Raw genomic sequence first — 20396 nt, 5'->3', positions numbered from 1 at the left:
CTCCGGCGCTGCCTCCCCTGCGGCGCCGGTTCCGATCAAGGATGATCAATGCCCGCTTCTACCACGACCTCGCTGCAGGCGTGGCTGACTCTTTCCATGCTGGATGGGGTCGGGCCACTGACGCTGACGCGTCTGCTGCAGCATTTCCCCGATCCCGCCCGCGCTCTCGACGCCGATCTCCTCACCCTGCAGTCACTCGGGTTGCGGCCGGCTGCGCTGGATATCATTCAGCGTCATCAGCAGGGCGATGCAGCGCTCGGCGCAGGCCTGGAGGCGGTAAACTTTTGGCTTCAGCAGCCGGATTGTCAGGTGCTGTGCCTTAACTCGGCGGATTATCCCGCCCAGTTACGGCGAATCGCCGATCCGCCACCGTTGTTGTATCTGCAAGGTAACGCTCAACTGCTGCACGAACCGCAACTGGCAATGGTTGGCTCGCGCCATCCCGGTCCCCATGGCGCCGCTACCGCACGTCAGTTCGCCCGCAGCTTCGCCGAGAGTGGTCTGGTGGTGACCAGTGGCATGGCGCTGGGCATCGACGGTGCATGCCATCAAGGTGCGCTGGACGCAGGCGGCGAGACCATCGCGGTGTGGGGTACGGGACTGAACAACTGCTATCCGAAACGCCATGGCGCCCTCGCCCGCGCGATTGTCGATCAGGGGGGATTGCTGGTCTCCGAGCAGCCGCCAGATGCTGCGGCGCACGCCGGACAGTTTCCCAGGCGCAATCGAATCATCAGCGGCCTCAGTCTGGGTACGCTGGTTGTCGAGGCCAGCCTCAACAGCGGTTCGCTGATCACCGCGCGTCTTGCTCTCGAGCAGAACCGCGAAGTGTTCGCGATGCCCGGCTCGATTCACAGCGCCCAGGCCCGTGGCTGTCACCAGTTGTTGCGCGAGGGCGCGCATCTGGTCGAGACCGTGCGGGACGTGCTTGAAGTACTTCGCCTGCCGCTGCTTGCAGCTATCGAGGCGCAGCCAGAGCCTGGGGACATTGCAGGCCAGAGCGCTCCGGCCAGTCCGTTGTGGCCACTGATCGATCACAACCCGGTCAGTGTCGACTGGCTCGGCGAACAAAGCCGATTGCCGGTGGAGCGGGTGATGCAGGAGTTGATGGAGCTGGAACTCGATGGCCGTATTCAGCATACCCCCCATGGCTATTCACGCCTGAGCTGAGCCGTTACCCTTGAGCCGGACGCGCTGCTCGGCTACTGTCTCACTTCGCAAATCTATTCAGAGCATCTCCGAAGCCGGCAACGCCTGCGGGGTTGCCGTGGTCATTGGGGAGGTGGCATGTTGGCACGCTGGCGATTGGTACAAATCAACCGGATTTTGCATGCCGGGGGCGTAATCGCGTATCCCACCGAGGCAGTCTGGGGGCTCGGCTGCAATCCCTGGAAGGCCGAAGCAGTTGAACGCCTGCTGGAGCTCAAGGACCGGCCGGTGGAAAAGGGGCTGATCCTGGTTGCCGGCGATATCGAGCAGTTCGATTTTCTGCTCTGGGATTTACCTGACGGACTGCTGGCCAAGTTGCAGCTGTCCTGGCCTGGACCCAATACCTGGCTGGTGCCCCATCGCGAGCGTTTGCCACCATGGATTACCGGCGTGCATCAGACTGTCGCGCTGCGGGTCAGCGACCATCCGCTAATCCAGCAGATGTGCAAAGTGACCGGCCCCCTGGTGTCCACTTCGGCCAATCCGACCGGCCGTCCGCCGGCGCGCTCGCGGCTGCGTATCGAGCAGTACTTTCACGATACGCTGGACGCGGTAGTACCCGGTACCTTGGGTGCGCAGCGCAATCCCAGTATCATTCGCGACCTGCAGACAGACCAGATCATCCGCCCCGCCTGAGGTTAACCCGTGAAAGATATGCCCGATGCCACCGATGTGGCCGCCGTAAAAGACTATCTGATGAATCTGCAGGACCGCATCTGTGCCGCCCTGGAAGGCGCAGATGGTGTCGGCCGCTTCGCCGAAGAGCTATGGGACCGCCCTGCCGGCGGCGTTGGGCGTTCGCGGATTCTGGAAAAGGGCGGTTTGCTGGAAAAAGGCGGGGTAGGCTTTTCACATGTATTCGGCGACGGCATGCCCCCCTCCGCGACGGCCCATCGTCCGGAGCTGGCGGGACGGAGTTTCCAGGCCATGGGCGTATCGCTGGTAATGCACCCGGAAAACCCCCATGTGCCGACCTCCCACGCCAATGTGCGCTTTTTCGTCGCGGAAAAAGAAGGAGCGGACCCGGTCTGGTGGTTTGGTGGCGGTTTTGATCTGACCCCCTACTACGCCCACGAGGAAGACTGCGTTCACTGGCATCAGGTGGCCCGTGATGCCTGCGCGCCTTTTGGTGAAGATGTCTACCCGCGCTACAAGGCCTGGTGCGATGAATATTTTTACCTTAAGCACCGACAGGAGCAGCGCGGCGTTGGCGGGCTGTTCTTCGACGACCTCAATCAGTGGGGCTTTGAACGCAGTTTCGAGTTTCTCCGCGCAATCGGTGATGCCTATATCGACGCGTACCTGCCGATCATCGAACGTCGACGTACAGCCGCATATACTGCCGAGCAGAAGGCTTTCCAGGAATACCGCCGGGGGCGCTACGTGGAATTCAACCTGGTCTACGACCGCGGTACGTTATTCGGCCTGCAGACTGGCGGACGCACCGAGTCGATCCTGATGTCACTGCCGCCGGTGGTGCGCTGGGACTACAACTGGCAGCCTGCAGCGGGAACGCCGGAGGCGCGGTTGACCGACGAGTTTCTGGTAGCGCGTGACTGGCTCGGCGGAGGTCGCTAGTGGATCGTTATGCCGTAATCGGCAACCCTATCGGACACAGCAAATCGCCGCAGATACACCGGATGTTTGGCGAGCAGACCGGCGAGGCGATCTCCTACGAGGCCCTGCTGGCGCCGCTCGACGACTTTGCCGGCACCTTGCACCGCTTTCTGGCCGACGGGCTCGGGGTCAACGTGACCGTACCCTTCAAGGAGCAGGCCTGGGCCCTGGTTGACCGACACACGCCGGCAGCCGAGCGTGCCGGCGCGGTGAACACTATCCAGCGTCTGGCCGACGGCACTCTGCTGGGGGACAACACCGATGGCAAGGGTCTGGTACGCGACATCGAGCACAATGCCGGGTTGAACCTGGCCGGGCTGAAGATCCTGCTGGTGGGTGCCGGAGGCGCGGCTCGGGGCGTTGTACAGCCGCTGCTTGCGGCCGGGCCTTCACAGCTTTGTATCGTCAACCGCACCGTCAGCAAGGCCGAGGAACTGGCTGCGCTGTTTGCGGACCAGGGTCCGGTCAGTGCCGCGGGTTTCCAGTGGATCGAAGAGCCGGTGGACCTGATCATCAATGCCACCTCGGCCAGCCTGGCCGGCGACCTGCCGGACATTTCGCCCAAGCTCATTCGCGCGGGACATACCTGGTGCTACGACATGATGTACGCCAGCGAGCTCACCGCATTCAATCGATGGGCTGCGGAGCAGGGGGCCGCGCGGTGTCTGGATGGGTTGGGAATGCTGGTAGAGCAGGCAGCCGAAGCCTTTCTGCTCTGGCGCGGCGTCCGCCCGGATACCGTGCCGGTGCTCAAGGCGCTACGCTAGCGGGATTGTCGAGTTCCAGCTCGACAAGGAGATTGACCGCTACTCTGCTTGGCCGAGTTGGAACTCGGCCCTCCCGGAATCAGGTCCGAGCGTCTCGTACCGCTTCGGCCAGATCCGATACCAGGCTAAGCACATCCTTGACGCCCTGCTCCGGCGTGCTCGCATTGGCGATGCAATCCACCAGCGCCGACCCCACCACCACGCCCTCGGCATCCACTGCAAAGCGTGCGGCCTGCTCCGGCGTGCGCACCCCGAAGCCGACGCAGACCGGAATATCGGTTTGCTGGCGTATCGCGCCGATCGCATCGCGTACCGTGGCGTTGTCAGCCTGGCCGACGCCCGTCACGCCGTTGAGCGATACGTAGTACAAAAAGCCACTGGCGCGGTCCAGCACGGCCGGCAGGCGCTTGGCATCGGTGGTCGGTGTGGCCATGCGAATCATGTCCAGCCCGGCTTCGCGGGCCAGCGGGCCGAGTTCGCTGTCGTGCTCGGCGGGCAGGTCGACCACCAGCAGACCATCAACACCGGCCTCCCGGGCATCGCGCATGAAGGCTTCCGGTCCGTAGCGGTAGATCGGATTGTAATAGCCCATCAGTACGATCGGCGTAGTCTGGTCTTCAACGCGAAACTGGCGGACCATCTCCAGTGTTTTCAGCTGCGTCTGGCCGGCTTTCAGCGCGCGTACGGCCGCGGCCTGGATGGTCGGACCGTCAGCCATCGGATCGCTGAAGGGCATACCCAGTTCGATAATATCCGCGCCCGCGGCGGGTAGCTGCTTGAGCAGGGAGAGGCTGGCGTCATGGCCAGGGTCTCCGGCGCAGATGTAGGTCACCAGGGCTGCGCGGTTGGCGCTCTTGAGTTCGGCGAAGCGGCCAGCTAGGCGTGAAGTCATGCCTTTTCCTCCATTAGACGCAGTACGGTGGGCATATCCTTGTCGCCGCGCCCCGACAGGCAGACGATCATCAAATGGTCCTTGGGCAGGTGCGGCGCGCGCTTGGCTACTTCGGCGAGCGCGTGGGCAGTTTCCAGCGCCGGGATGATGCCTTCCTGGCGGCAGCACACATGGAATGCTTCCAGCGCTTCGGTATCGGTCACCGCGGAGTAATCGACCCGGCCCTGCTCATGCAACCAGGCGTGCTCGGGCCCGATGCCCGGGTAATCCAGGCCAGCAGAAACCGAATGCGCATCGGTAATCTGGCCATCGGTGTCCTGCAGCAGGTAGGTGCGATTACCGTGCAGTACGCCCGCAATACCCCCCTTCAGGCTGGCAGCATGCTTGCCACTGTCGAGACCCTCCCCGGCCGCTTCTACGCCAATCAGCTGTACCCCCGGATCATCCAGGAACGCATGGAACAGGCCCATGGCATTGGATCCGCCGCCGATACAGGCAACCAGACTATCGGGCAGACGTCCTTCACGTTCGACTATCTGCGCGCGTGCCTCACGGCCGATGACCGCCTGGAATTCGCGAACCATGGTTGGATAGGGGTGCGGACCGGCGACGGTGCCGATCATATAGAAGGTGTTTTCGACGTTGGTCACCCAGTCGCGCAGGGCTTCGTTCATCGCATCTTTCAGGGTGCCGGTGCCAGATGTGACCGGTACGATCTCGGCGCCCATCAGGCGCATGCGCGAGACGTTGTCGCGCTGACGTTCGATATCGGTGGCGCCCATGTAGACCACGCAGGGCAGACCGAAGCGTGCAGCCACGGTGGCGGTCGCCACCCCGTGCATGCCGGCGCCGGTCTCGGCGATGATACGCGTCTTGCCCATGCGCTTGGCCAGCAATACCTGGCCGATGCAGTTGTTGATCTTGTGCGCGCCGGTATGGTTCAGCTCCTCGCGCTTGAAGTAGATCTTCGCGCCGCCGTACAGTTCGGTCAGTCGCTCGGCGTAATACAAGGGACTGGGACGGCCGACAAACTCGGCCTGGAAACGGTCCAGTTCAGCGAGAAAATTCGGTTCGGCAAGCGCGGTGTTGAAGGCCTCTTCCAGATCGAGGATCAACGGCATCAGCGATTCGGCAACGAAGCGACCGCCGAACGAGCCGAACTGGCCCTGGGCATCGGCGCCGCGGGTAAAGGTGCTGGTGTTCTGCATGGTCGGTACCTTGCTCTAGGGTGGCTTTGCAATGCGGCCACAATAGGGCAGGCAGCGATGGAAAAAAATCGATAAGATGGCTACGACCTGTGAGAAAAAGTGACATATCGCCATGAGCCGAGACCTACCTTCCCTCAACGCCCTGCGTGTCTTCGAGACGGCTGCCCGGCTGGAAAGCGTGAGCCAGGCGGCAGAGGTGCTGCATGTGACCCATGGCGCAGTAAGCCGGCAGATCCGCACGCTGGAATCAGAGCTGGGCGTCGCTCTGTTCGAAAAGGCCGGGCGTGGTGTGCAGCTGACCCCAGCCGGTCGCCGCCTGCGTGATGCCAGCCGCGAGGCACTGGACAGTTTGCGCACGGTTTGCGCGGAGATCAGCCAGACCCAGGCGAGCGCCCCTTTCCTGCTAGCCGTTCCTGGAAGCCTGCTGGCGCGCTGGTTCATCCCGCGGCTGGACAGGCTGAACGCCGAGCTGCCCGAGTTGAATCTGCACCTGTCAGCCAGCGAAGGCGAAATGGATCCACGCAAGCCGGGGGTCAGTGCCACATTGCTGTTTGCCGAGCCGCCCTGGCCGGCCGACATGCAGGTGTATCCGTTGCTGGCCGAGTGCATTGGCCCGGTCTTCAGTCCGCGTTACGCCCGCGCAGCAGCGCTCACAGACAAGCCAGCCAGTGCGCTGGTGAACGAATCGCTGCTGCATACCCTGTCGCGCCCCGGCGCCTGGGATGACTGGGCCAGAGCCAGCGGTCTCGAGCCCCGGAGCCTGCGCCAGGGGCAGGGTTTCGAGCACCTCTATTACCTGCTCGAAGCGGCATTGTCTGGCCTGGGGGTAGCGATCGCGCCACAGCTACTGGTGGCCGACGATATTGCCAATGGCCGACTGCTGGCGCCCTGGGGCTTTGTTGAAACATCGAACCAGCTCGCGCTGTGGAGCCCCGAGCGCCAGCCGCAAATGCAGGTTCGCCAGCTGGCGGACTGGCTTGGGGCCAACCTGTGAGGGCCGGCGTCATTGCTGTGCTGATGTCGTTGCTGCTCGCCGGCTGCAGCAGCATCGCCTTCGTGCAGCACTCCTGGCAGGGACAGCGTGAGGTGATGGCACTGAGTGTGCCGATCGCCGATCTGCTCGACAACCCCGACACTGATCCGGCGCTGAAAGCGCGGCTGGCCGAGGCGCTGGCCGCCCGGCGTTTCGCCAGCAGCGCCCTGGGTCTACCGGACAACCAGAGCTATACCCGCTACAGCGCACTGCCCCGCCCGTACGTGCTCTGGAACCTGTTTGTGGCGCCCGAGCTCTCCCTCGAGCCGGTGCAGCACTGCTACCTGTTTACCGGGTGCCTTGCTTATAAAGGCTATTTTTCCCTGGCGGCTGCGCAAGCGGCTGCGGACGACTGGCGCAAGCAGGGCATGGAGGTCTTTATCGGTGACATTCCGGCCTATTCCACCCTGGGCTGGTATGACGATCCTTTGCTTAGCTCTATGCTCCACTGGGATGATGATTACGTGGCAATGACGCTGTTCCACGAGCTCGCGCATCAGCAGTTCTACGTGAAGGATGACACCGCTTTCAACGAGTCCTTCGCCACTTTTGTGGGGCGTGAAGGCCTGCGCCAGTGGCGTGCTAGCCGTGGCTTGCCGCCGCCGGATCCGGCACTGGAACGCGAGCAGGCGGAGTTCACGCAACTGATCATGGCCGCCCGCGAGCGGCTGCAGGCACTGTACGCCACTGATCTGCCGGACGTGGCCAAGCGCGCCGCAAAGGAGAAAGAATTTACCCGGCTGCGCAGTGAATACGATCGTTGGCAAGCGGAGCGATGGCCCGACAGTGCGCGCTTTGACGGCTGGTTTGCCGGTGAGCTGAACAACGCCAGCCTGTTGCCCTTCGGCATCTATGATCAGTGGGTTCCTGCGTTCGCCGAACTGTTTCGGCGAGTCGATGGAGACTGGCAGCGCTTCTATCTGGAAGTCGAGCGTCTTGGCAGTGCGCCGATGGCCGAGCGATCCGCGATCCTTGATACCCTTGGTGGCACCCTTGTTGATACCCAACCGCATACCGGAGAGCAAGATCGATGACCCTGCCCACAATCGTTCACAGGCCTGGCCGCAAGGCGCTGACGCAAAGCCACATGGCGCGCTACCGCGACTGGCTGCAGGCCGCCGACGAAACACCGCTCGCCGACTATCAGGCATTGCATGCCTGGTCGGTCGCAGATATCGAGCGGTTCTGGCAGAGCATCTGGGACTACACCGGTGTGATCAGTGCCAATGAACCGGGACCGGTATTGCAAAGCCACGCCATGCCTGGCGCCCGGTGGTTTCCCGAGGCTCAGCTGAATTTTGCCGAGAACCTGCTGCGCCACGCCCTGACCAGTGACGCATCCCGACCGGCCGTGCATGCGCGCTCGGAAACTCGAGCGGACTTTACTCTCAGCTGCGCCGAACTGTTGGCGGAGGTCGCGGCACTGGCGGCCTGGATGCGGGAGATGGGCATAGAGCCGGGCGACCGCGTGGCCGCCGTGGTGGCCAACATCCCCGAGGCCATCATCGGCATGCTCGCCTGCGCCAGCATCGGCGCAGTATGGTCCTCGGCTTCGCCGGATTTCGGCAGCGCAGGCATTCTCGACCGCTTCGGTCAGATCGAACCCAGGCTGCTGATTTGCGTGAACGGTTACGGCTATGGTGGCAAGGTGTTCGACCGCACCGCGCAGGCGCTCGAGTTGCAGCGCAGCATGCCCTCGGTTGAGCATCTGTTGATGATCAACAATGTGCCGGACATCGCGCTGCCTGCAGCGGTAGTGGATTGGCAGGATGTGCAACGCCGGCATGCCGGGGCACAGCCGGAATTCGCCGCACTACCCTTCGACCATCCGCTTTATATCCTCTACTCATCCGGCACCACCGGCGTGCCCAAATGCATCATGCACGGGGCCGGCGGCACACTGCTGCAGCACAGCAAGGAGCTGATCCTGCATGGCGATCTGGGCCCGGATGATGTGCTGTTCTACTTCACCACCTGTGGCTGGATGATGTGGAACTGGCTGGCCTCGGGGCTACTGACCGGTGCCGAGCTGGTGCTGTTTGATGGCAATCCCGGCTATCCGGATATGGAGCGCCTGTGGCAACTGGCCGAGGATTACCGCGTCACGCATTTTGGCACCAGCGCGAAATTTCTCGGCGGTTGTCGCAATGCGGGTCTGCAGCCAGGCCGCAGTTTTGATCTGGACCCGATGCGGGTGCTGCTGTCGACCGGCTCGCCGCTGCTGCCCGAGGACTACGACTGGGCCTACAGTGCGGTAAAGACGGACATGCTGCTGGGATCGATATCTGGCGGTACCGACATCGTCTCCTGCTTCGTTGGTTGCTCCCCTCTGCTACCGGTGCGTCGCGGAGTGATCCAGTGCCGCATGCTGGGCATGGATGTGCAGGCGTTCAATGACGAGGGCCAGCCGGTAATTGGCGAGCGTGGAGAATTGGTCTGCCTGCAGCCGGCACCCAGCATGCCGCTGGGCTTCTTCAATGACAGCGATGGTAGCCGCTACCGCGCCGCCTACTTCGAGCGCTTCGAGGGTGTCTGGGCGCATGGCGATTATATCGAGTTCGATGAAGAGGGCGGCTGCATCATTCACGGACGCAGCGATGCAACCCTCAACCCCGGCGGCGTGCGGATCGGTACCGCGGAAATCTACCGGCAGGTCGAGACCCTGGACGAAATCGCCGACAGTCTGGTGGTCGGCCAGGATTGGGACGGGGATGTGCGCGTGATTCTGCTGGTGGTGATGAATAGCGGTCAGACGCTGGATGAGCCCCTGCGCCAGCGTATTCGCCAGCGCATCCGCGACAACGCAAGCCCACGGCATGTGCCGGCCCGGATCGAGGCTGTCGAGCAGGTGCCTTATACGCGCAGTGGCAAGAAAGTCGAGCTGGCCGTGGCGAAAATCCTGCGCCGCGAGCCAGTGACCAACCGCGAGGCGCTGGCCAACCCCGAAGCGCTGGAGCAGATCGCGGCAATAGAGGCGCTCTGGTGTTAGTCAGCGCTGGCTGTGCGGCTGACTAATCCCAGTCTGGCGCGAAATCGGGATCGGCAATACGCTCATTGCGCTCCAGCGCAGCAATCGCCGCCATGTCTTCCTGGCTCAATTTCAGATCGCCAGCGCGCAGGTTGTCCTGCAGGTGCTGGCGCTTGGTTGAAGACGGGATGACCACATAACCCAGTTGCAGCAACCAGGCCAGCGTGACCTGGGCCGGGGTGGCTTCGTGGGCCTGGCCGATTGCCTGCAATACCGGGTCCTTCATTACCTTGCCCACCGCCAGCGGCATGTAGGCGGTCAGTTGAATGCCATGTTCGCGGGCGAATTCGGCGACCTTGCGGTTGTGCATGAACGGGTGGATCTCGACCTGGTTGGTGGCGATATTCTCCCCGCCGACCAGATCGATTGCTTTGCTCAGGTGCTCGATAGTGAAGTTGGATACGCCGATCCGCTTGGTCAGGCCCTGCTCCTTTGCCTCCAGCAGCATCGGCAGATACTCTTCCATCGGCACCTTGTCATCGGGTGAAGGCCAGTGGATCAGCGTCATGTCCACGTGATCCATCCGCAGCTTGCGCAGGCTTTCCTCGAGGCTGGGGATCAGTTTGCGCGGTGCCAGATTGGCAATCCAGATCTTGGTAGTAATGAACAGCTCGTCGCGGGGTACTCCGCTGTCAGCGATTACCTGGCCAATTTCCTGTTCATTTTCATATATTTGCGCAGTATCTATATGCCGGTAGCCGAGGTGCAGCCCCTGGCTGACCGCATCGCTGACCTCCTCGCCCTTCAGGCGGTAGGTGCCCAGGCCGATTGCGGGAATGCCCATGTATTTTTCTCCTGATAATCGATGGATTAGCGTGCTCATTTCCTGAGTACACCTTAGACCAGTACGCGTATGCCATGGAAGTGGCGACCTTCAGACGCTAATCTGTCGGGCAGAACACACAACGATACGAGGAACGTTCATGTCTCTCCAGAACCTGCTGGGCACCCGGCTGCCGATCATCCAGGCGCCCATGGCCGGCGTGCAGGACAGTCGGCTTGCCCTGGCGGTCTGCGGCGCGGGAGCGCTGGGATCGGTCCCTGCCGCGATGCTCGGAGCAGACGCGCTGCGCGCAGAATTGCAGATCATGAGTGAGCAGAGCGCCGGGCCATGGAACGTGAATTTCTTCTGCCATACCCCGCCCGAGCCGGATGCCGAACGCGAGGAACGCTGGCGCGAGGCCCTGGCGCCCTGGTACCGCGAGATGGGGCTGGATCTGGCGGATGTCCGTGCGGGCGGAGGGCGCAGACCCTTCGATGCCCAGGTGCTGGAAATCCTGCGCGAGTTCAAACCACCCGTGATCAGCTTTCACTTTGGCCTGCCTGATGCGGAACTGGTGGCAGAGCTGAAGCGCTGGGGAACGGTTGTTCTATCCTCCGCTACCACCGTGGCTGAAGCCCGCTGGCTTGAGTCTCGCGGAGTCGATGCGGTGATCGCCCAGGGCCTGGAGGCCGGCGGTCATCGAGGAATGTTTCTGAGCGAGGATGTAACTACCCAGGTGGGCACCCTTGCCTTGCTGCCGCAAGTGGTCGCCGCGGTTGGCGTACCGGTAATCGCCGCCGGCGGGATCGCCGATGCCGCCGGTATCAGCGCGGCGATGGCGCTGGGAGCCTCTGGCGTGCAGATCGGTACAGCTTTCCTGCTCTGTCCGGAAGCGACAACCAGCCAGGTTCATCGGGCGGCGCTGGCCAGCGAGGCAGCCGCCCATACCACGCTGACCAATGTCTTTTCCGGCCGCCCGGCCCGCGGTATCGTCAATCGGGTGATACGCGAGCTGGGACCGATGAGTCCGCTGGCGCCAGAATTTCCGTTGGCTGGCACCGCGATCACACCTCTGCGCAAGGCGGCCGAGAGCCAGGGCAGCGGCGATTTTTCGCCGTTATGGTCCGGGCAGAACGCCAGCGGCTGTCGGGCTATCCCCGCCGCGGACCTTGTTGGTCAACTGACGGGGATCGCTAGGCCTGAATGAGAAAGATCAGCAGCCGGCTGAAAAGAATGCTCGTTACAGACTGTTGTTCACATGGCCGCCATCGACATTGATGACGGTGCCGGTCATGAAGGATCCGGCTTCGCTGGCGAGCAGCAGCAAGGGTCCGCTGAGTTCTTCCAGCTGCCCCAGCCGTCGCATGGGCACCGCCTGGCGGACATAGTCCTGGCCCTTTTCCGAGGCGAAATAGTCATCGTTCATCTCGGTACGGAAATAGCCCGGCGCGATAGCGTTGACCCGGATATGGTTGCGCGCCAGCTCCATTGCCATGGCCTTGGTCAGCTGCACCACGCCCGCCTTGGCTACCGCGTAATGGCTTAACCCCTGGCCCACGCGCAGGCCGAGAATCGAGGCGATATTGATGATACTGCCGCCCTGTTCGTCAGCCGCCATGGCCACGCTCGCCCGGTGGGCCACGCGCCAGGCGCCATCCAGGTTGGTATCCAGCATGCTGCGCCAGTTGCCCTCATCCATCTTCAGGAACGGCACCGCGTCGCCGATGCCGGCGTTATTGACCAGAATGTCGACGCGGCCAAAATGCTCCTCAGCCTGGCTGAATCCGGTATCGATACTTTCGGCATCGGTCACATCCATGGTGACGGCCAGCGAGTCATGACCCTGGCCGCGTAGGTCGTCAACCAGCGCCTGGAGACGCTCGGCACGGCGTGCGGCAACCACCACCCGGGCGCCCGCGGCGGCCAGAATATGCGCAAAATGCTCGCCCAGCCCGCTGGAGGCGCCAGTAACAAGTGCCGTCTTGCCGGCAAGATCGAAACGATTTGAAGTCATGCATGCACCCCTTTTTTCTGATGGGGCAAAGTATCGGTCATGCGGGCCCTTTGCTCCAGCCCTGCGAACTCAGCCCCCGCTTGAAAACATTATATTTTTATATATAGTGTTACTCACGATCTCACGATGGACATGCACCATGCAGTCAACAACTGACACAATCGACATGCAGCGCCTGCGCGGCTCCGCGGACAAGGCTCAGGCCCTGCTCAAGGCGTTGAGTAATCGCGACCGGCTGATGCTGCTCTGCCAGTTGGTCGATGGCGAGCGCAATGTCGGTGAGCTGGAGGCCAGCCTGGGCATCGTTCAACCAACACTTTCCCAGCAATTGGGCGTATTGCGGCGCGAGGGCCTGGTCGCGACCCGCCGGGATGGCAAGCTGGTCTACTATCGTATAGCAAGCGACGAGGCGCTGGCGGTGATCACCACGCTTTACCGGCTGTACTGTGAGGAGCAAGCAGAATGATCATTGACTGGGCGCATTTCACTCCCTGGAGCGCATTACTCGGCGGCATCATGATTGGTGTCTCTGCCGGGATGCTGATATTACTCAATGGCCGAATCGCCGGGATCAGCGGTTTGTTTGCTGGTCTGCTGACACCGCTCTCATCCGGATATGGCGAGCGCGCGGCCTTCATTGCAGGCCTGGTGCTGGCACCCTTGCTGTACTGGTGGCTGCAGGAGCGCCCCGAGATTGTGATCGAGGCAGGGCCGCTTGCGCTGGTAATTGCCGGCCTGCTGGTCGGTTTCGGTTCGCGGCTGGGTTCGGGCTGTACCAGTGGTCACGGTGTCTGCGGCCTGGGGCGGCTATCCCCGCGCTCACTGGTGGCGACGCTGGCGTTCATGGGTAGCGGTTTCGCTACGGTGTTTTTGCTCCGCCACCTGTGGGGAGGCTGAAGATGCGATTTCTGACAGCGTTGCTGGCTGGCCTGCTGTTCGGTCTGGGCCTGGTCATCTCGGGCATGGCCAATCCGGCCAAGGTACTGGGGTTTCTCGATCTGTTCGGCCGCTGGGATCCGTCCCTCGCTCTGGTCATGGTCGGCGCGATCGCCGCGGTTTTCTTGCCGATGCAGTGGGTACAGCGTTCGGGCCATACCCTGCGCGGCGAGCCAGTGACCCTGCCGGGAACCCGGCAGATCGATCCACGGCTGATAACCGGCAGCATCATATTCGGTGCCGGGTGGGGGATTGCCGGGTTCTGCCCTGGTCCGGCGCTGGTTGCACTAGGCGCGGGAATGCCGCAGGCCTTGCTCTTCGTGTTGGCGATGCTCGGTGGTATGGTCCTGTTCAATCTATATGACCGCCGCGTGAATGCATGATCGATAATCCCCGGCTGCAGCCCCCCGGCGATCCCGGCCTGCTCGGATGGTTGCGGCATTATCGCCTGGCCTGGCTCAGTGGTGACCTGACCGCCGGCCTGGTGGTCAGCGTGATGATCATTCCGCAAAGCATGGCCTACGCAATGCTTGCCGGCCTGCCGGTACAGATCGGCCTGTATGCCAGTCTGTTGCCGCTGCTTGCCTACGCCCTGTTCGGCAGCAGCATGAGCCTGTCGGTCGGCCCGGTTGCGGTAACCGGACTGATGACTGCCACCCTGCTGGCGCCGCTCGCCGCCATTGGCAGCGGTGCCTACCTGCAGCTGGCGATCTGGCTGGCGCTGATGTCAGGCGTGATGCTTTTTGCGGTGGGTTTGCTGCGGCTGGGTTTTCTTGCCAACTTTCTCAGCCACCCGGTTATCAGTGGCTTCATCAGCGGCGCCGCTATCCTGATTGCGATCAGTCAGCTGCCCCATTTGCTCGGCTTGCCCGCCCTGCCAGGCAGTCCAGAGCAACTGCTCGACAGCTGGCAGCCGGTCAACACCTGGGTGCTGGGGATCGGGCTGGTCTCGCTGGCCTGGCTGTTATATGCCCGTAGCCTGCTGGGCAGTCACCTGCGCGCGCTGGGATTGCCCGATGTGGCCGCTACCCTGCTCGCACGGCTCGCGCCCATTGTGCTGGTGATTGCTGCGCTGCTGCTGACCATCGGCGGCGATCTCGCTACACGAGGTGTGCCGGTGGTCGGTTTTCTTCCGGCCGGCCTACCCGCCTTTTTCTGGGCCACACCGGAGTGGTCGGATTTGCGTTCGTTGCTGTTGCCTGCGGCGCTGATCAGCCTGGTTACCTTCGTTGAGAGCGTCTCGATCGCCCAGTCCCTGGCCCGGCGCAAGCGCCAGAGCATTGATCCCAATCGCGAATTGCTGGCCCTTGGCGCGGCCAACCTGGGTTCCGGCCTGACTGGTGGCTTTGCCGTTGCCGGCGGCTTCTCACGCTCCATGGTCAATATCGAGGCCGGTTCCAACACGCCACTGGCCGGGGTGATCGCGATGCTGATCATCGGTGCGATTCTGTTGACCATCGCGCCCTTGTTCGCCCATCTGCCGCTGGTCATTCTGGCGGTCGTGATCCTGGTGGCGGTAACGCCGCTGATCGATCTGGCCAGCCTTCAGCGCGCCTGGCGTTATGACCGGGCGGAGGGCCTGACGCTGTTCAGCACCGCTGCCGGTGTGCTGCTGCTGGGTATCGAGGGCGGGATTGCGCTGGGTATCTGCCTGTCGATCGCCGCCCAGTTGTGGCGGGGAAGCCGGCCGCATATCGCGATCGTCGGACGCGTGCCGGGGACCCAGGATTTCCGTAATACCAAGCGCCATCTGGTGGAAACAGAACCGCATCTGCTGGCGCTGCGCATCGACGAGAACATCTTCTTCGCCAACACCAAGGCCATCGAGAATGCGCTCTACCGTGCGTTGCGGGACTATCCCGATACCCGTGAGGTGCTGCTGATCCTGTCTGCGGTCAATCACATCGACAGCACCGGTCTGGACATGCTCAGCGAGCTGACCGAGGGTCTGGCGGACAAGGACATTCACCTGCATCTGGCCGAGGTGAAGGGTCCGGTGATGGATCATCTGGAGGAGACGGACTGGATCAACGAGCAGGTGGGCGAAGTTTTCCCCAGCACGCATATCGCTTTTAATACGCTGGGTAGCCAGAAACGCCCGGCGAGCAGCGATCTGAGAGTCTGAGTGTGCTCTGGCGCTAGCTGATGTCGTTGGGCGCCAGCGCAACCGATTTCATCACCGCATGGCAGCGATCACCCACCCGCAGGCCGAGCAGCGCGACCGAACGACAGGTTACCCGCGCCAGCAGGCTTTCCTCACCCATGCGCAGTACTACCATGGCATCACTGTCGTCGCGGCTGGTGATGGCAGTGATCGTGCCGTGCAGAATGTTCATCGCCGACAGGCCTATGGGGCGCTCGCGCGACAGAATCACATCCTGCGCCTCGATACGCACGCGTAGCCGGGTACCGGGCGCGGCAGCATTGCGTGGGATGAACAGCGCGCCGCCAGCGGTAGTCAGTTCACTCAGACCGTCGCTGTGATGCGCGCATAGCTGGCCGCTGAGGATCGCACCGGCATCACGCAGGCCCAGAGCGATATGCGGATCGCAGAGTATCTGCGCCGCGGGCCCGACCTGACCCACGCGACCGGCCGACAGGGTAACCACCGTGGTGGCCAGCCGCGCGACTTCTGCCAGCGAATGACTGACGTACAGCATGGGTATCTGCAGCTCATCGCGCAGGCGCTCGAAGTAGGGCAGTATTTCGGCCTTGCGAGCATCATCCAGCGCTGCCAGGGGCTCGTCGGCCAGAATCAGTTCCGGGCCACATAGCAGCGCCCGGGCAATGGCCACGCGCTGCTTCTCGCCGCCCGAGAGCCCCGCCGGCCTGCGCGCGAGCAGCGGGCCGATGCCAAGCATCGCGATGATCCGCTGCAGATCGGCCGGTGCGGCCGAAGAGGACGCAAAGCGGCGGCCGTAGAGAATGTTCTGCCGGACCGTCATGTGCGGGAACAGCCGATCATCCTGGAATATGTAGCCGATCCGCCGTTTGCGCACCGGCAGGCTTTGACCTCTGGAGGTGTCGAGCAACACGCGATCGTTCAGCTCGATCCGGCCCGCATCCGGCCGCAGCAGGCCGGCTACAGCATTGATGATACTGCTCTTGCCGGCGCCAGATTCGCCGAACAGCACCGTCAGCCCGCGCGGCGCCTGAAAGCTTACATCCAGCGCAAAATCACCCAGTTGATGCTGGATTTCCACGGCAAGTGTCATCGGCCGGCGATCCTCCGTGCGACTCGCTGCGCCAGCACCTCGGAGAGTAACAGCGCCGCCATCGCGACAATCACCGAGACGATAGCCAGCCGCGCCGCCATTGGCTCGCCGCCGGGCACCTGCAGGAAGGCATGAATCGCCGAGGGTATGGTCTGGGTCTGGCCGGGAATATTGGAGACAAAGGTAATGGTCGCGCCAAACTCACCCATCGCCTTGGCGAACGCCAGGATGGTGCCGGCAATGACGCCGGGCAGGATCAGCGGCAGCGTGATCGTGATGAACACCCAGGTATGCCCGGCGCCCAGGGTGCTGGCCGCCTGCTCGAGCTTCGGATCTACCGCCTCGATCGCCAGCCGCATTGCCCGTACCATCAGCGGGAATGCCATGATCGCCGCGGCCAGCGCAGCGCCGGTCCAGTTGAACGCCAACACCACGCCAAAGCTTTCCTCCAGCCATTGCCCTATTGGCCCGCGCCGGCCGAATCCGAGCAGCAGCACATAACCGGTCACCACCGGCGGCAGGATCAACGGCAGATGCACCAGACCGTTCAACAGCTGCCTGCCCGGAAAGCGCCAGCGGGCCAGCGCGTAGGCCGTCAGCAGACCAACCGGCAGGCTGAGCAGGGTGGCCCAGAAGGAGACGCGCAGGGACAATGCAACCGCCTGCCATTCTGCCGGGCCGAGCCAGTCGGCGAACATCAGTCTGCCACCTGGAAGCCCGCCCGGCGGAACTCTGCCCGGGCCGTCTCGCTGGTCAGAAATTGCAGAAAGGCCTGGGCCTGTGGATGCTTGCTTTGGGTGGTCAGGGCTGCCGGATAAATGATCGGCTCGTGGCTATCCGCAGGAAAATGGCCCACCACTGATACCCGGGGCTCTGCCAGTGCGTCGCTGGCATACACGATACCCAGCCTCGCCTCCCCGCGCGCAACCAGCGCCAGGGCTGCGCGCACGTTATCGGTCTGGGCGATCTGGCTGCGGACCTTCGGCCAGGCGCCCAGCCGGGTCAGGGCCTGTTTGCCGTAGATGCCGGCAGGCACCGCGGTAGTCATGGCCATCGCCAGCATGCCGTCGCCGAGTAGCGCGTCCAGTGCGAAGCCAGGCTCTATGGCTATCGGTGGAGTGTCAGGACCGTGGGCAATCAGCACCAGGCTGTTGGTCAGCAGTGCCAGCCGGCTTGCGGGCTGGATATCTCCGGAGGTTGCCAATGCGTCCATCCACAGGCTGTTCGCCGAGATGAATAGATCAGCCGGTGCGCCCTGCTGGACCTGCCGCGCCAGTGCCGAGCTGCCCGCGTAGGATAGCGACACTGGTTGGCCGCTGCGGGCCGTCCACCGAGCTGCGACAGGTTCCAGCACACCGCCGAGGCTAGCCGCGGCGAATACCTGCACAGGCTCGGCAGCGACCGCCCTGGTGCTAAGCAGGGCAGCCAGGGACAACGCGATTACCGGCAGGAGCAGGAGGGCTGTTTTCATGCAGCCAGTTTGGCGGCTGACTGTCGCGCTGGCAATTGCCCATGAGGGGTAGGTGTGTTTGTCATCTGTAATGGCGTTGTCACATCACGGGAATAGCCTTCGGGTGCCCATCCCGTCGTGAGGTGACCATGCTCTCCACTGTTCGTACCCGCATCCTGTGCTTTGCCTTTCTGTCAGTCAGCGCCCTGGCCGCCCTGGCCGTGTTGTCGCTGCTGATCATCAACAAGGCGGAAACCGCTTCCAATCGCCTGATTACTGCCGGTCTGCAGGAGTCCTGGATGCTCGAGGATCTTGAGCAGGATCACCGGGAACTGCAGGATCTGGCCTACAAGATAAAAGCGCAGCTGCTGCTCTGGGACGAAATAGAACCCACCTTCGAGGCATTGGCGGCATCGTTGCCGGGGCGCTGGCAGGTAATCGAGCAGAGCCCGCAATTTAGCGCATGGGCCGAAGCCCACCGTGGGGAATTCCAGAACGTGCAGGAGCTTCTCGCCAAGCTCGCCCCCGGTATTCGCGAGAAGAGTTACTACAGTGTTGGCCAGGTGGTCGACTTCGCCCTGTTTCCGACTCTCGGACCGATGCTTGCCGCGATCGATGAAAGAAAGCGCGCCAGCCGTAACACCATTCAGCAGGACTCGGAGCAGCTGCTGGCCTATCTGAGCGACCAGCAGGCCACCCTGATTACCGGCACGGCGGTTTTTCTGATAGCGATCATCCTGATGACGCTCTGGCTCAGGCGCACGGTCATTGTCCGGCTGCAGAATATCGAAAGCGATATCAAGCAGATGGACGCCACTTCCGATCTCAGCCGCCCGCCGGTGGTGACCGGACAGGACGAAGTGGCCGGCGTAGCGCGGGCACTGAATGGTCTGGTCGGACGCTTCGATCAGTTTGTCGGCGACATCCGGCATTCCGCCGCGGGTTTGAATCAGCGCTCCGTGACACTGGACCAGGAAGCTGAAGCCTTGCAGGCCGCATCTGAAATAACCCGTGATCAGATCGAAAAGGTCAGCCATTCGATGGGCGCTATCGCCGGCCAGGCCTCAGAGATCGAATCCGCCACCGAGGTATCGGCGGCCACCATACGTGAAGCCGTGCAGGCCAACGCCCATGTGCAGCAGGGTCTGCAAAGCAGTGAAGCGGCGGCCAACAACGCCATTGATGTGATAGGCCGCGTCTCGGGCTCGATCCAGGCCCTGAGCGAATCGACCAGCAAGATCGAACAGGTCATCGGCGTGATTGCTGCCATCGCCGACCAGACCAATCTGCTGGCGCTGAATGCGGCCATCGAAGCAGCCCGGGCCGGAGAGCACGGGCGTGGATTCGCCGTGGTAGCGGATGAAGTCAGAACCTTGTCCCAGCGCACCGCCGACTCCACCCGGGAAATCCGCCAATGGGTGCTGGATCTGGTCGAAGGCGTCACTGGCGTCGACGGCTTGCTGGATGAGATGCGTGCAGCCGGCGCCAGCAACCGCAGCAATCTGGACCAGCTCAAGACCCACCTGACGCGCCTGGCAGACCAGTTTGTCGAAATGGAGTCCGGCAGCCAGCAGGTGTCCCGTTCGGTCTCCCTGCAACGCGATGCGCTGGACCTGATCGAACAACGCTCAGCCATGTTGCGCGAGAGTTCGCAGGTGTTGCTCGGCAGCGTGAACAACTCGCGGGAAGTCAGCGAATCCCTGCGTCAGGAATCCCTGTCTATGCGCCAATTGACGGAGCGGTTTCGGTCGGCGGCGGTATAGCTGCTGGATCCGGTGAGCCGAATAGGTTCTGAAGCCCGATTTAGCTCCCCTTCGGTAGAAGATCCATACCCAGCTTTTCGTGAAACGTGACGCAGGTATCAGCCCCGATAACGCTAATTCGCTATGATCCTCGCCTGACATCGGTCGGACTGAAACGTACAGGGAGCGTTGGCATAGATGCATAGCATAGGGATAGGCTCGAAAACCTCTACCGACGGCGCCGTTATCGAGGGTAATGGCGGCGTCATGTTTGATGGGCTGGTAGCCAGCTCCGTTGGCCACCAGGCCACCTGCCCGGCCTGCAAAAAGGGCATCGGCCCCATCGTCGCAGTCGGGCCCCGCACCGCAAACCTGCCAGCCGGCCCAGCCGCCAGAGCCGGTGACTATGTTGCCTGCGGGTGTCCGCCTGGAGCGAACGTACTGGTGGCACCGGGGACGGTCAGTATTGGTGGGTGACCAAATGGACGGTCAGCAAGAATTGGGGTCAGATGACGATTTTCG

Annotated in this window: 21 protein-coding genes; 14 read left to right on the top strand and 7 right to left on the bottom strand. The window is 62.8% G+C overall.

Annotation, left to right across the window (positions count from 1 at the left end; all coding sequences use genetic code 11):
* Positions 1-48: 48 nt before the first annotated feature.
* The 4 genes from dprA to aroE all read left to right on the top strand — a co-directional run bounded on the left by dprA (position 49) and on the right by aroE (position 3593).
* Positions 49-1170: a DNA-processing protein DprA gene (dprA, locus tag ABYA88_RS05110; protein WP_373185873.1), complete on the top strand. Its 1122-nt coding sequence runs from the start codon at positions 49-51 to the stop codon at positions 1168-1170.
* A 117-nt stretch (positions 1171-1287) separates the two neighbouring features.
* Positions 1288-1845, top strand: a complete 558-nt coding sequence (locus ABYA88_RS05105; RefSeq protein ID WP_373185872.1) for an L-threonylcarbamoyladenylate synthase — start codon at positions 1288-1290, stop codon at positions 1843-1845.
* Positions 1846-1863: 18 nt separating this feature from the next.
* Positions 1864-2787, top strand: coding sequence for an oxygen-dependent coproporphyrinogen oxidase (hemF, locus tag ABYA88_RS05100; protein ID WP_373185917.1), 924 nt, complete (start codon positions 1864-1866; stop codon positions 2785-2787).
* On the top strand, positions 2787-3593 hold the full coding sequence (gene aroE / locus ABYA88_RS05095) for a shikimate dehydrogenase (RefSeq protein WP_373185870.1): 807 nt from the start codon (positions 2787-2789) through the stop codon (positions 3591-3593). The genes hemF and aroE overlap by 1 nt, the downstream gene beginning before the upstream one ends.
* 79 nt (positions 3594-3672) lie before the next feature.
* Here the strand turns inward: aroE and trpA are convergent, their stop codons facing one another.
* On the bottom strand, positions 3673-4485 hold the full coding sequence (gene trpA / locus ABYA88_RS05090) for a tryptophan synthase subunit alpha (protein ID WP_373185869.1): 813 nt from the start codon (positions 4483-4485) through the stop codon (positions 3673-3675).
* Entirely contained in the window at positions 4482-5693 is a 1212-nt protein-coding gene (trpB, locus tag ABYA88_RS05085) for a tryptophan synthase subunit beta (RefSeq protein ID WP_373185868.1), read from the bottom strand. Before trpB ends, trpA begins: the two co-directional genes overlap by 4 nt.
* Before the next feature lie 112 nt (positions 5694-5805).
* Between trpB and ABYA88_RS05080 the strand changes: the two genes are divergently transcribed.
* The 3 genes from ABYA88_RS05080 to ABYA88_RS05070 are packed head-to-tail and all read left to right on the top strand — an operon-like array spanning position 5806 to position 9715.
* Positions 5806-6687, top strand: a complete 882-nt coding sequence (locus tag ABYA88_RS05080) for a LysR family transcriptional regulator (protein WP_373185866.1) — start codon at positions 5806-5808, stop codon at positions 6685-6687.
* Positions 6688-6710: 23 nt separating this feature from the next.
* Positions 6711-7760: an aminopeptidase gene (locus ABYA88_RS05075; RefSeq protein ID WP_373185916.1), complete on the top strand. Its 1050-nt coding sequence runs from the start codon at positions 6711-6713 to the stop codon at positions 7758-7760.
* Complete coding sequence (locus ABYA88_RS05070) at positions 7757-9715, top strand: acetoacetate--CoA ligase (RefSeq protein WP_373185864.1); 1959 nt, start codon at positions 7757-7759, stop codon at positions 9713-9715. The genes ABYA88_RS05075 and ABYA88_RS05070 overlap by 4 nt, the downstream gene beginning before the upstream one ends.
* Positions 9716-9737: 22 nt before the next feature.
* Here ABYA88_RS05070 and dkgB read toward each other — a convergent pair whose 3' ends face one another.
* The gene (gene dkgB / locus ABYA88_RS05065) at positions 9738-10538 is read right to left on the bottom strand and encodes a 2,5-didehydrogluconate reductase DkgB (protein WP_373185862.1); all 801 of its coding nucleotides are present in this window, start codon (positions 10536-10538) and stop codon (positions 9738-9740) included.
* Between the two features lie 139 nt (positions 10539-10677).
* Between dkgB and ABYA88_RS05060 the strand changes: the two genes are divergently transcribed.
* Positions 10678-11724, top strand: coding sequence for an NAD(P)H-dependent flavin oxidoreductase (locus ABYA88_RS05060; protein ID WP_373185860.1), 1047 nt, complete (start codon positions 10678-10680; stop codon positions 11722-11724).
* A 33-nt stretch (positions 11725-11757) separates the two neighbouring features.
* Here ABYA88_RS05060 and ABYA88_RS05055 read toward each other — a convergent pair whose 3' ends face one another.
* Positions 11758-12531 (bottom strand): SDR family NAD(P)-dependent oxidoreductase, encoded by a 774-nt coding sequence (locus ABYA88_RS05055; RefSeq protein ID WP_373185858.1) that lies wholly within the window; start codon positions 12529-12531, stop codon positions 11758-11760.
* Between the two features lie 139 nt (positions 12532-12670).
* Between ABYA88_RS05055 and ABYA88_RS05050 the strand changes: the two genes are divergently transcribed.
* Genes ABYA88_RS05050 through ABYA88_RS05035 form a run of 4 tightly spaced genes read left to right on the top strand, consistent with a single transcriptional unit; the run spans position 12671 to position 15592 of the window.
* The gene (locus ABYA88_RS05050) at positions 12671-12997 is read left to right on the top strand and encodes an ArsR/SmtB family transcription factor (protein WP_373185856.1); all 327 of its coding nucleotides are present in this window, start codon (positions 12671-12673) and stop codon (positions 12995-12997) included.
* Positions 12994-13428, top strand: coding sequence for a YeeE/YedE family protein (locus ABYA88_RS05045; protein WP_373185854.1), 435 nt, complete (start codon positions 12994-12996; stop codon positions 13426-13428). Before ABYA88_RS05050 ends, ABYA88_RS05045 begins: the two co-directional genes overlap by 4 nt.
* 2 nt (positions 13429-13430) lie before the next feature.
* Positions 13431-13850: a DUF6691 family protein gene (locus ABYA88_RS05040; RefSeq protein WP_373185852.1), complete on the top strand. Its 420-nt coding sequence runs from the start codon at positions 13431-13433 to the stop codon at positions 13848-13850.
* Positions 13847-15592 carry a SulP family inorganic anion transporter gene (locus tag ABYA88_RS05035; RefSeq protein WP_373185850.1) on the top strand — a complete coding sequence of 582 codons (1746 nt, stop codon included), beginning with the start codon at positions 13847-13849 and terminating at the stop codon, positions 15590-15592. The genes ABYA88_RS05040 and ABYA88_RS05035 overlap by 4 nt, the downstream gene beginning before the upstream one ends.
* Before the next feature lie 13 nt (positions 15593-15605).
* On the opposite strand, the gene modC is transcribed toward ABYA88_RS05035, so the two are convergent.
* From modC to modA, 3 genes are read right to left on the bottom strand one after another with little or no spacing between them, the layout of a single operon-like run.
* Positions 15606-16682, bottom strand: coding sequence for a molybdenum ABC transporter ATP-binding protein (modC, locus tag ABYA88_RS05030; protein WP_373185848.1), 1077 nt, complete (start codon positions 16680-16682; stop codon positions 15606-15608).
* Complete coding sequence (gene modB / locus ABYA88_RS05025; RefSeq protein WP_373185846.1) at positions 16679-17380, bottom strand: molybdate ABC transporter permease subunit; 702 nt, start codon at positions 17378-17380, stop codon at positions 16679-16681. Before modB ends, modC begins: the two co-directional genes overlap by 4 nt.
* Positions 17380-18153 (bottom strand): molybdate ABC transporter substrate-binding protein, encoded by a 774-nt coding sequence (gene modA, locus ABYA88_RS05020; protein ID WP_373185844.1) that lies wholly within the window; start codon positions 18151-18153, stop codon positions 17380-17382. Before modA ends, modB begins: the two co-directional genes overlap by 1 nt.
* A 128-nt stretch (positions 18154-18281) precedes the next feature.
* Here modA and ABYA88_RS05015 point away from each other — a divergent pair, with 128 nt between their 5' ends.
* Both ABYA88_RS05015 and ABYA88_RS05010 read left to right on the top strand, forming a co-directional pair.
* Positions 18282-19895 (top strand): methyl-accepting chemotaxis protein, encoded by a 1614-nt coding sequence (locus ABYA88_RS05015; RefSeq protein ID WP_373185842.1) that lies wholly within the window; start codon positions 18282-18284, stop codon positions 19893-19895.
* A gap of 177 nt (positions 19896-20072) precedes the next feature.
* Complete coding sequence (locus ABYA88_RS05010) at positions 20073-20351, top strand: PAAR domain-containing protein (protein WP_373185841.1); 279 nt, start codon at positions 20073-20075, stop codon at positions 20349-20351.
* Positions 20352-20396 lie beyond the last annotated feature (45 nt).

The sequence above is a fragment of the Halopseudomonas sp. genome, assembly GCF_041579695.1.
Classification (GTDB): Bacteria; Pseudomonadota; Gammaproteobacteria; order Pseudomonadales; family Pseudomonadaceae; genus Halopseudomonas.
This window is presented reverse-complemented; position numbering and strand designations above follow the sequence as displayed.

Coding starts and splice junctions, on each gene's coding strand:
- ABYA88_RS05070 (WP_373185864.1), top strand. CDS start 7,757: ATGACCCTGCCCACAATCGTTCACAGGCCTGGCCGCAAGGCGCTGACG.
- ABYA88_RS05055 (WP_373185858.1), bottom strand. CDS start 12,531: ATGACTTCAAATCGTTTCGATCTTGCCGGCAAGACGGCACTTGTTACT.
- modB (WP_373185846.1), bottom strand. CDS start 17,380: ATGTTCGCCGACTGGCTCGGCCCGGCAGAATGGCAGGCGGTTGCATTG.
- ABYA88_RS05040 (WP_373185852.1), top strand. CDS start 13,431: ATGCGATTTCTGACAGCGTTGCTGGCTGGCCTGCTGTTCGGTCTGGGC.
- ABYA88_RS05045 (WP_373185854.1), top strand. CDS start 12,994: ATGATCATTGACTGGGCGCATTTCACTCCCTGGAGCGCATTACTCGGC.
- trpA (WP_373185869.1), bottom strand. CDS start 4,485: ATGACTTCACGCCTAGCTGGCCGCTTCGCCGAACTCAAGAGCGCCAAC.
- ABYA88_RS05105 (WP_373185872.1), top strand. CDS start 1,288: ATGTTGGCACGCTGGCGATTGGTACAAATCAACCGGATTTTGCATGCC.
- ABYA88_RS05010 (WP_373185841.1), top strand. CDS start 20,073: ATGCATAGCATAGGGATAGGCTCGAAAACCTCTACCGACGGCGCCGTT.
- ABYA88_RS05060 (WP_373185860.1), top strand. CDS start 10,678: ATGTCTCTCCAGAACCTGCTGGGCACCCGGCTGCCGATCATCCAGGCG.
- ABYA88_RS05050 (WP_373185856.1), top strand. CDS start 12,671: ATGCAGTCAACAACTGACACAATCGACATGCAGCGCCTGCGCGGCTCC.
- modA (WP_373185844.1), bottom strand. CDS start 18,153: ATGAAAACAGCCCTCCTGCTCCTGCCGGTAATCGCGTTGTCCCTGGCT.
- dkgB (WP_373185862.1), bottom strand. CDS start 10,538: ATGGGCATTCCCGCAATCGGCCTGGGCACCTACCGCCTGAAGGGCGAG.
- ABYA88_RS05035 (WP_373185850.1), top strand. CDS start 13,847: ATGATCGATAATCCCCGGCTGCAGCCCCCCGGCGATCCCGGCCTGCTC.
- trpB (WP_373185868.1), bottom strand. CDS start 5,693: ATGCAGAACACCAGCACCTTTACCCGCGGCGCCGATGCCCAGGGCCAG.
- dprA (WP_373185873.1), top strand. CDS start 49: ATGCCCGCTTCTACCACGACCTCGCTGCAGGCGTGGCTGACTCTTTCC.
- hemF (WP_373185917.1), top strand. CDS start 1,864: ATGCCCGATGCCACCGATGTGGCCGCCGTAAAAGACTATCTGATGAAT.
- ABYA88_RS05015 (WP_373185842.1), top strand. CDS start 18,282: ATGCTCTCCACTGTTCGTACCCGCATCCTGTGCTTTGCCTTTCTGTCA.
- ABYA88_RS05080 (WP_373185866.1), top strand. CDS start 5,806: ATGAGCCGAGACCTACCTTCCCTCAACGCCCTGCGTGTCTTCGAGACG.
- ABYA88_RS05075 (WP_373185916.1), top strand. CDS start 6,711: ATGTCGTTGCTGCTCGCCGGCTGCAGCAGCATCGCCTTCGTGCAGCAC.
- modC (WP_373185848.1), bottom strand. CDS start 16,682: ATGACACTTGCCGTGGAAATCCAGCATCAACTGGGTGATTTTGCGCTG.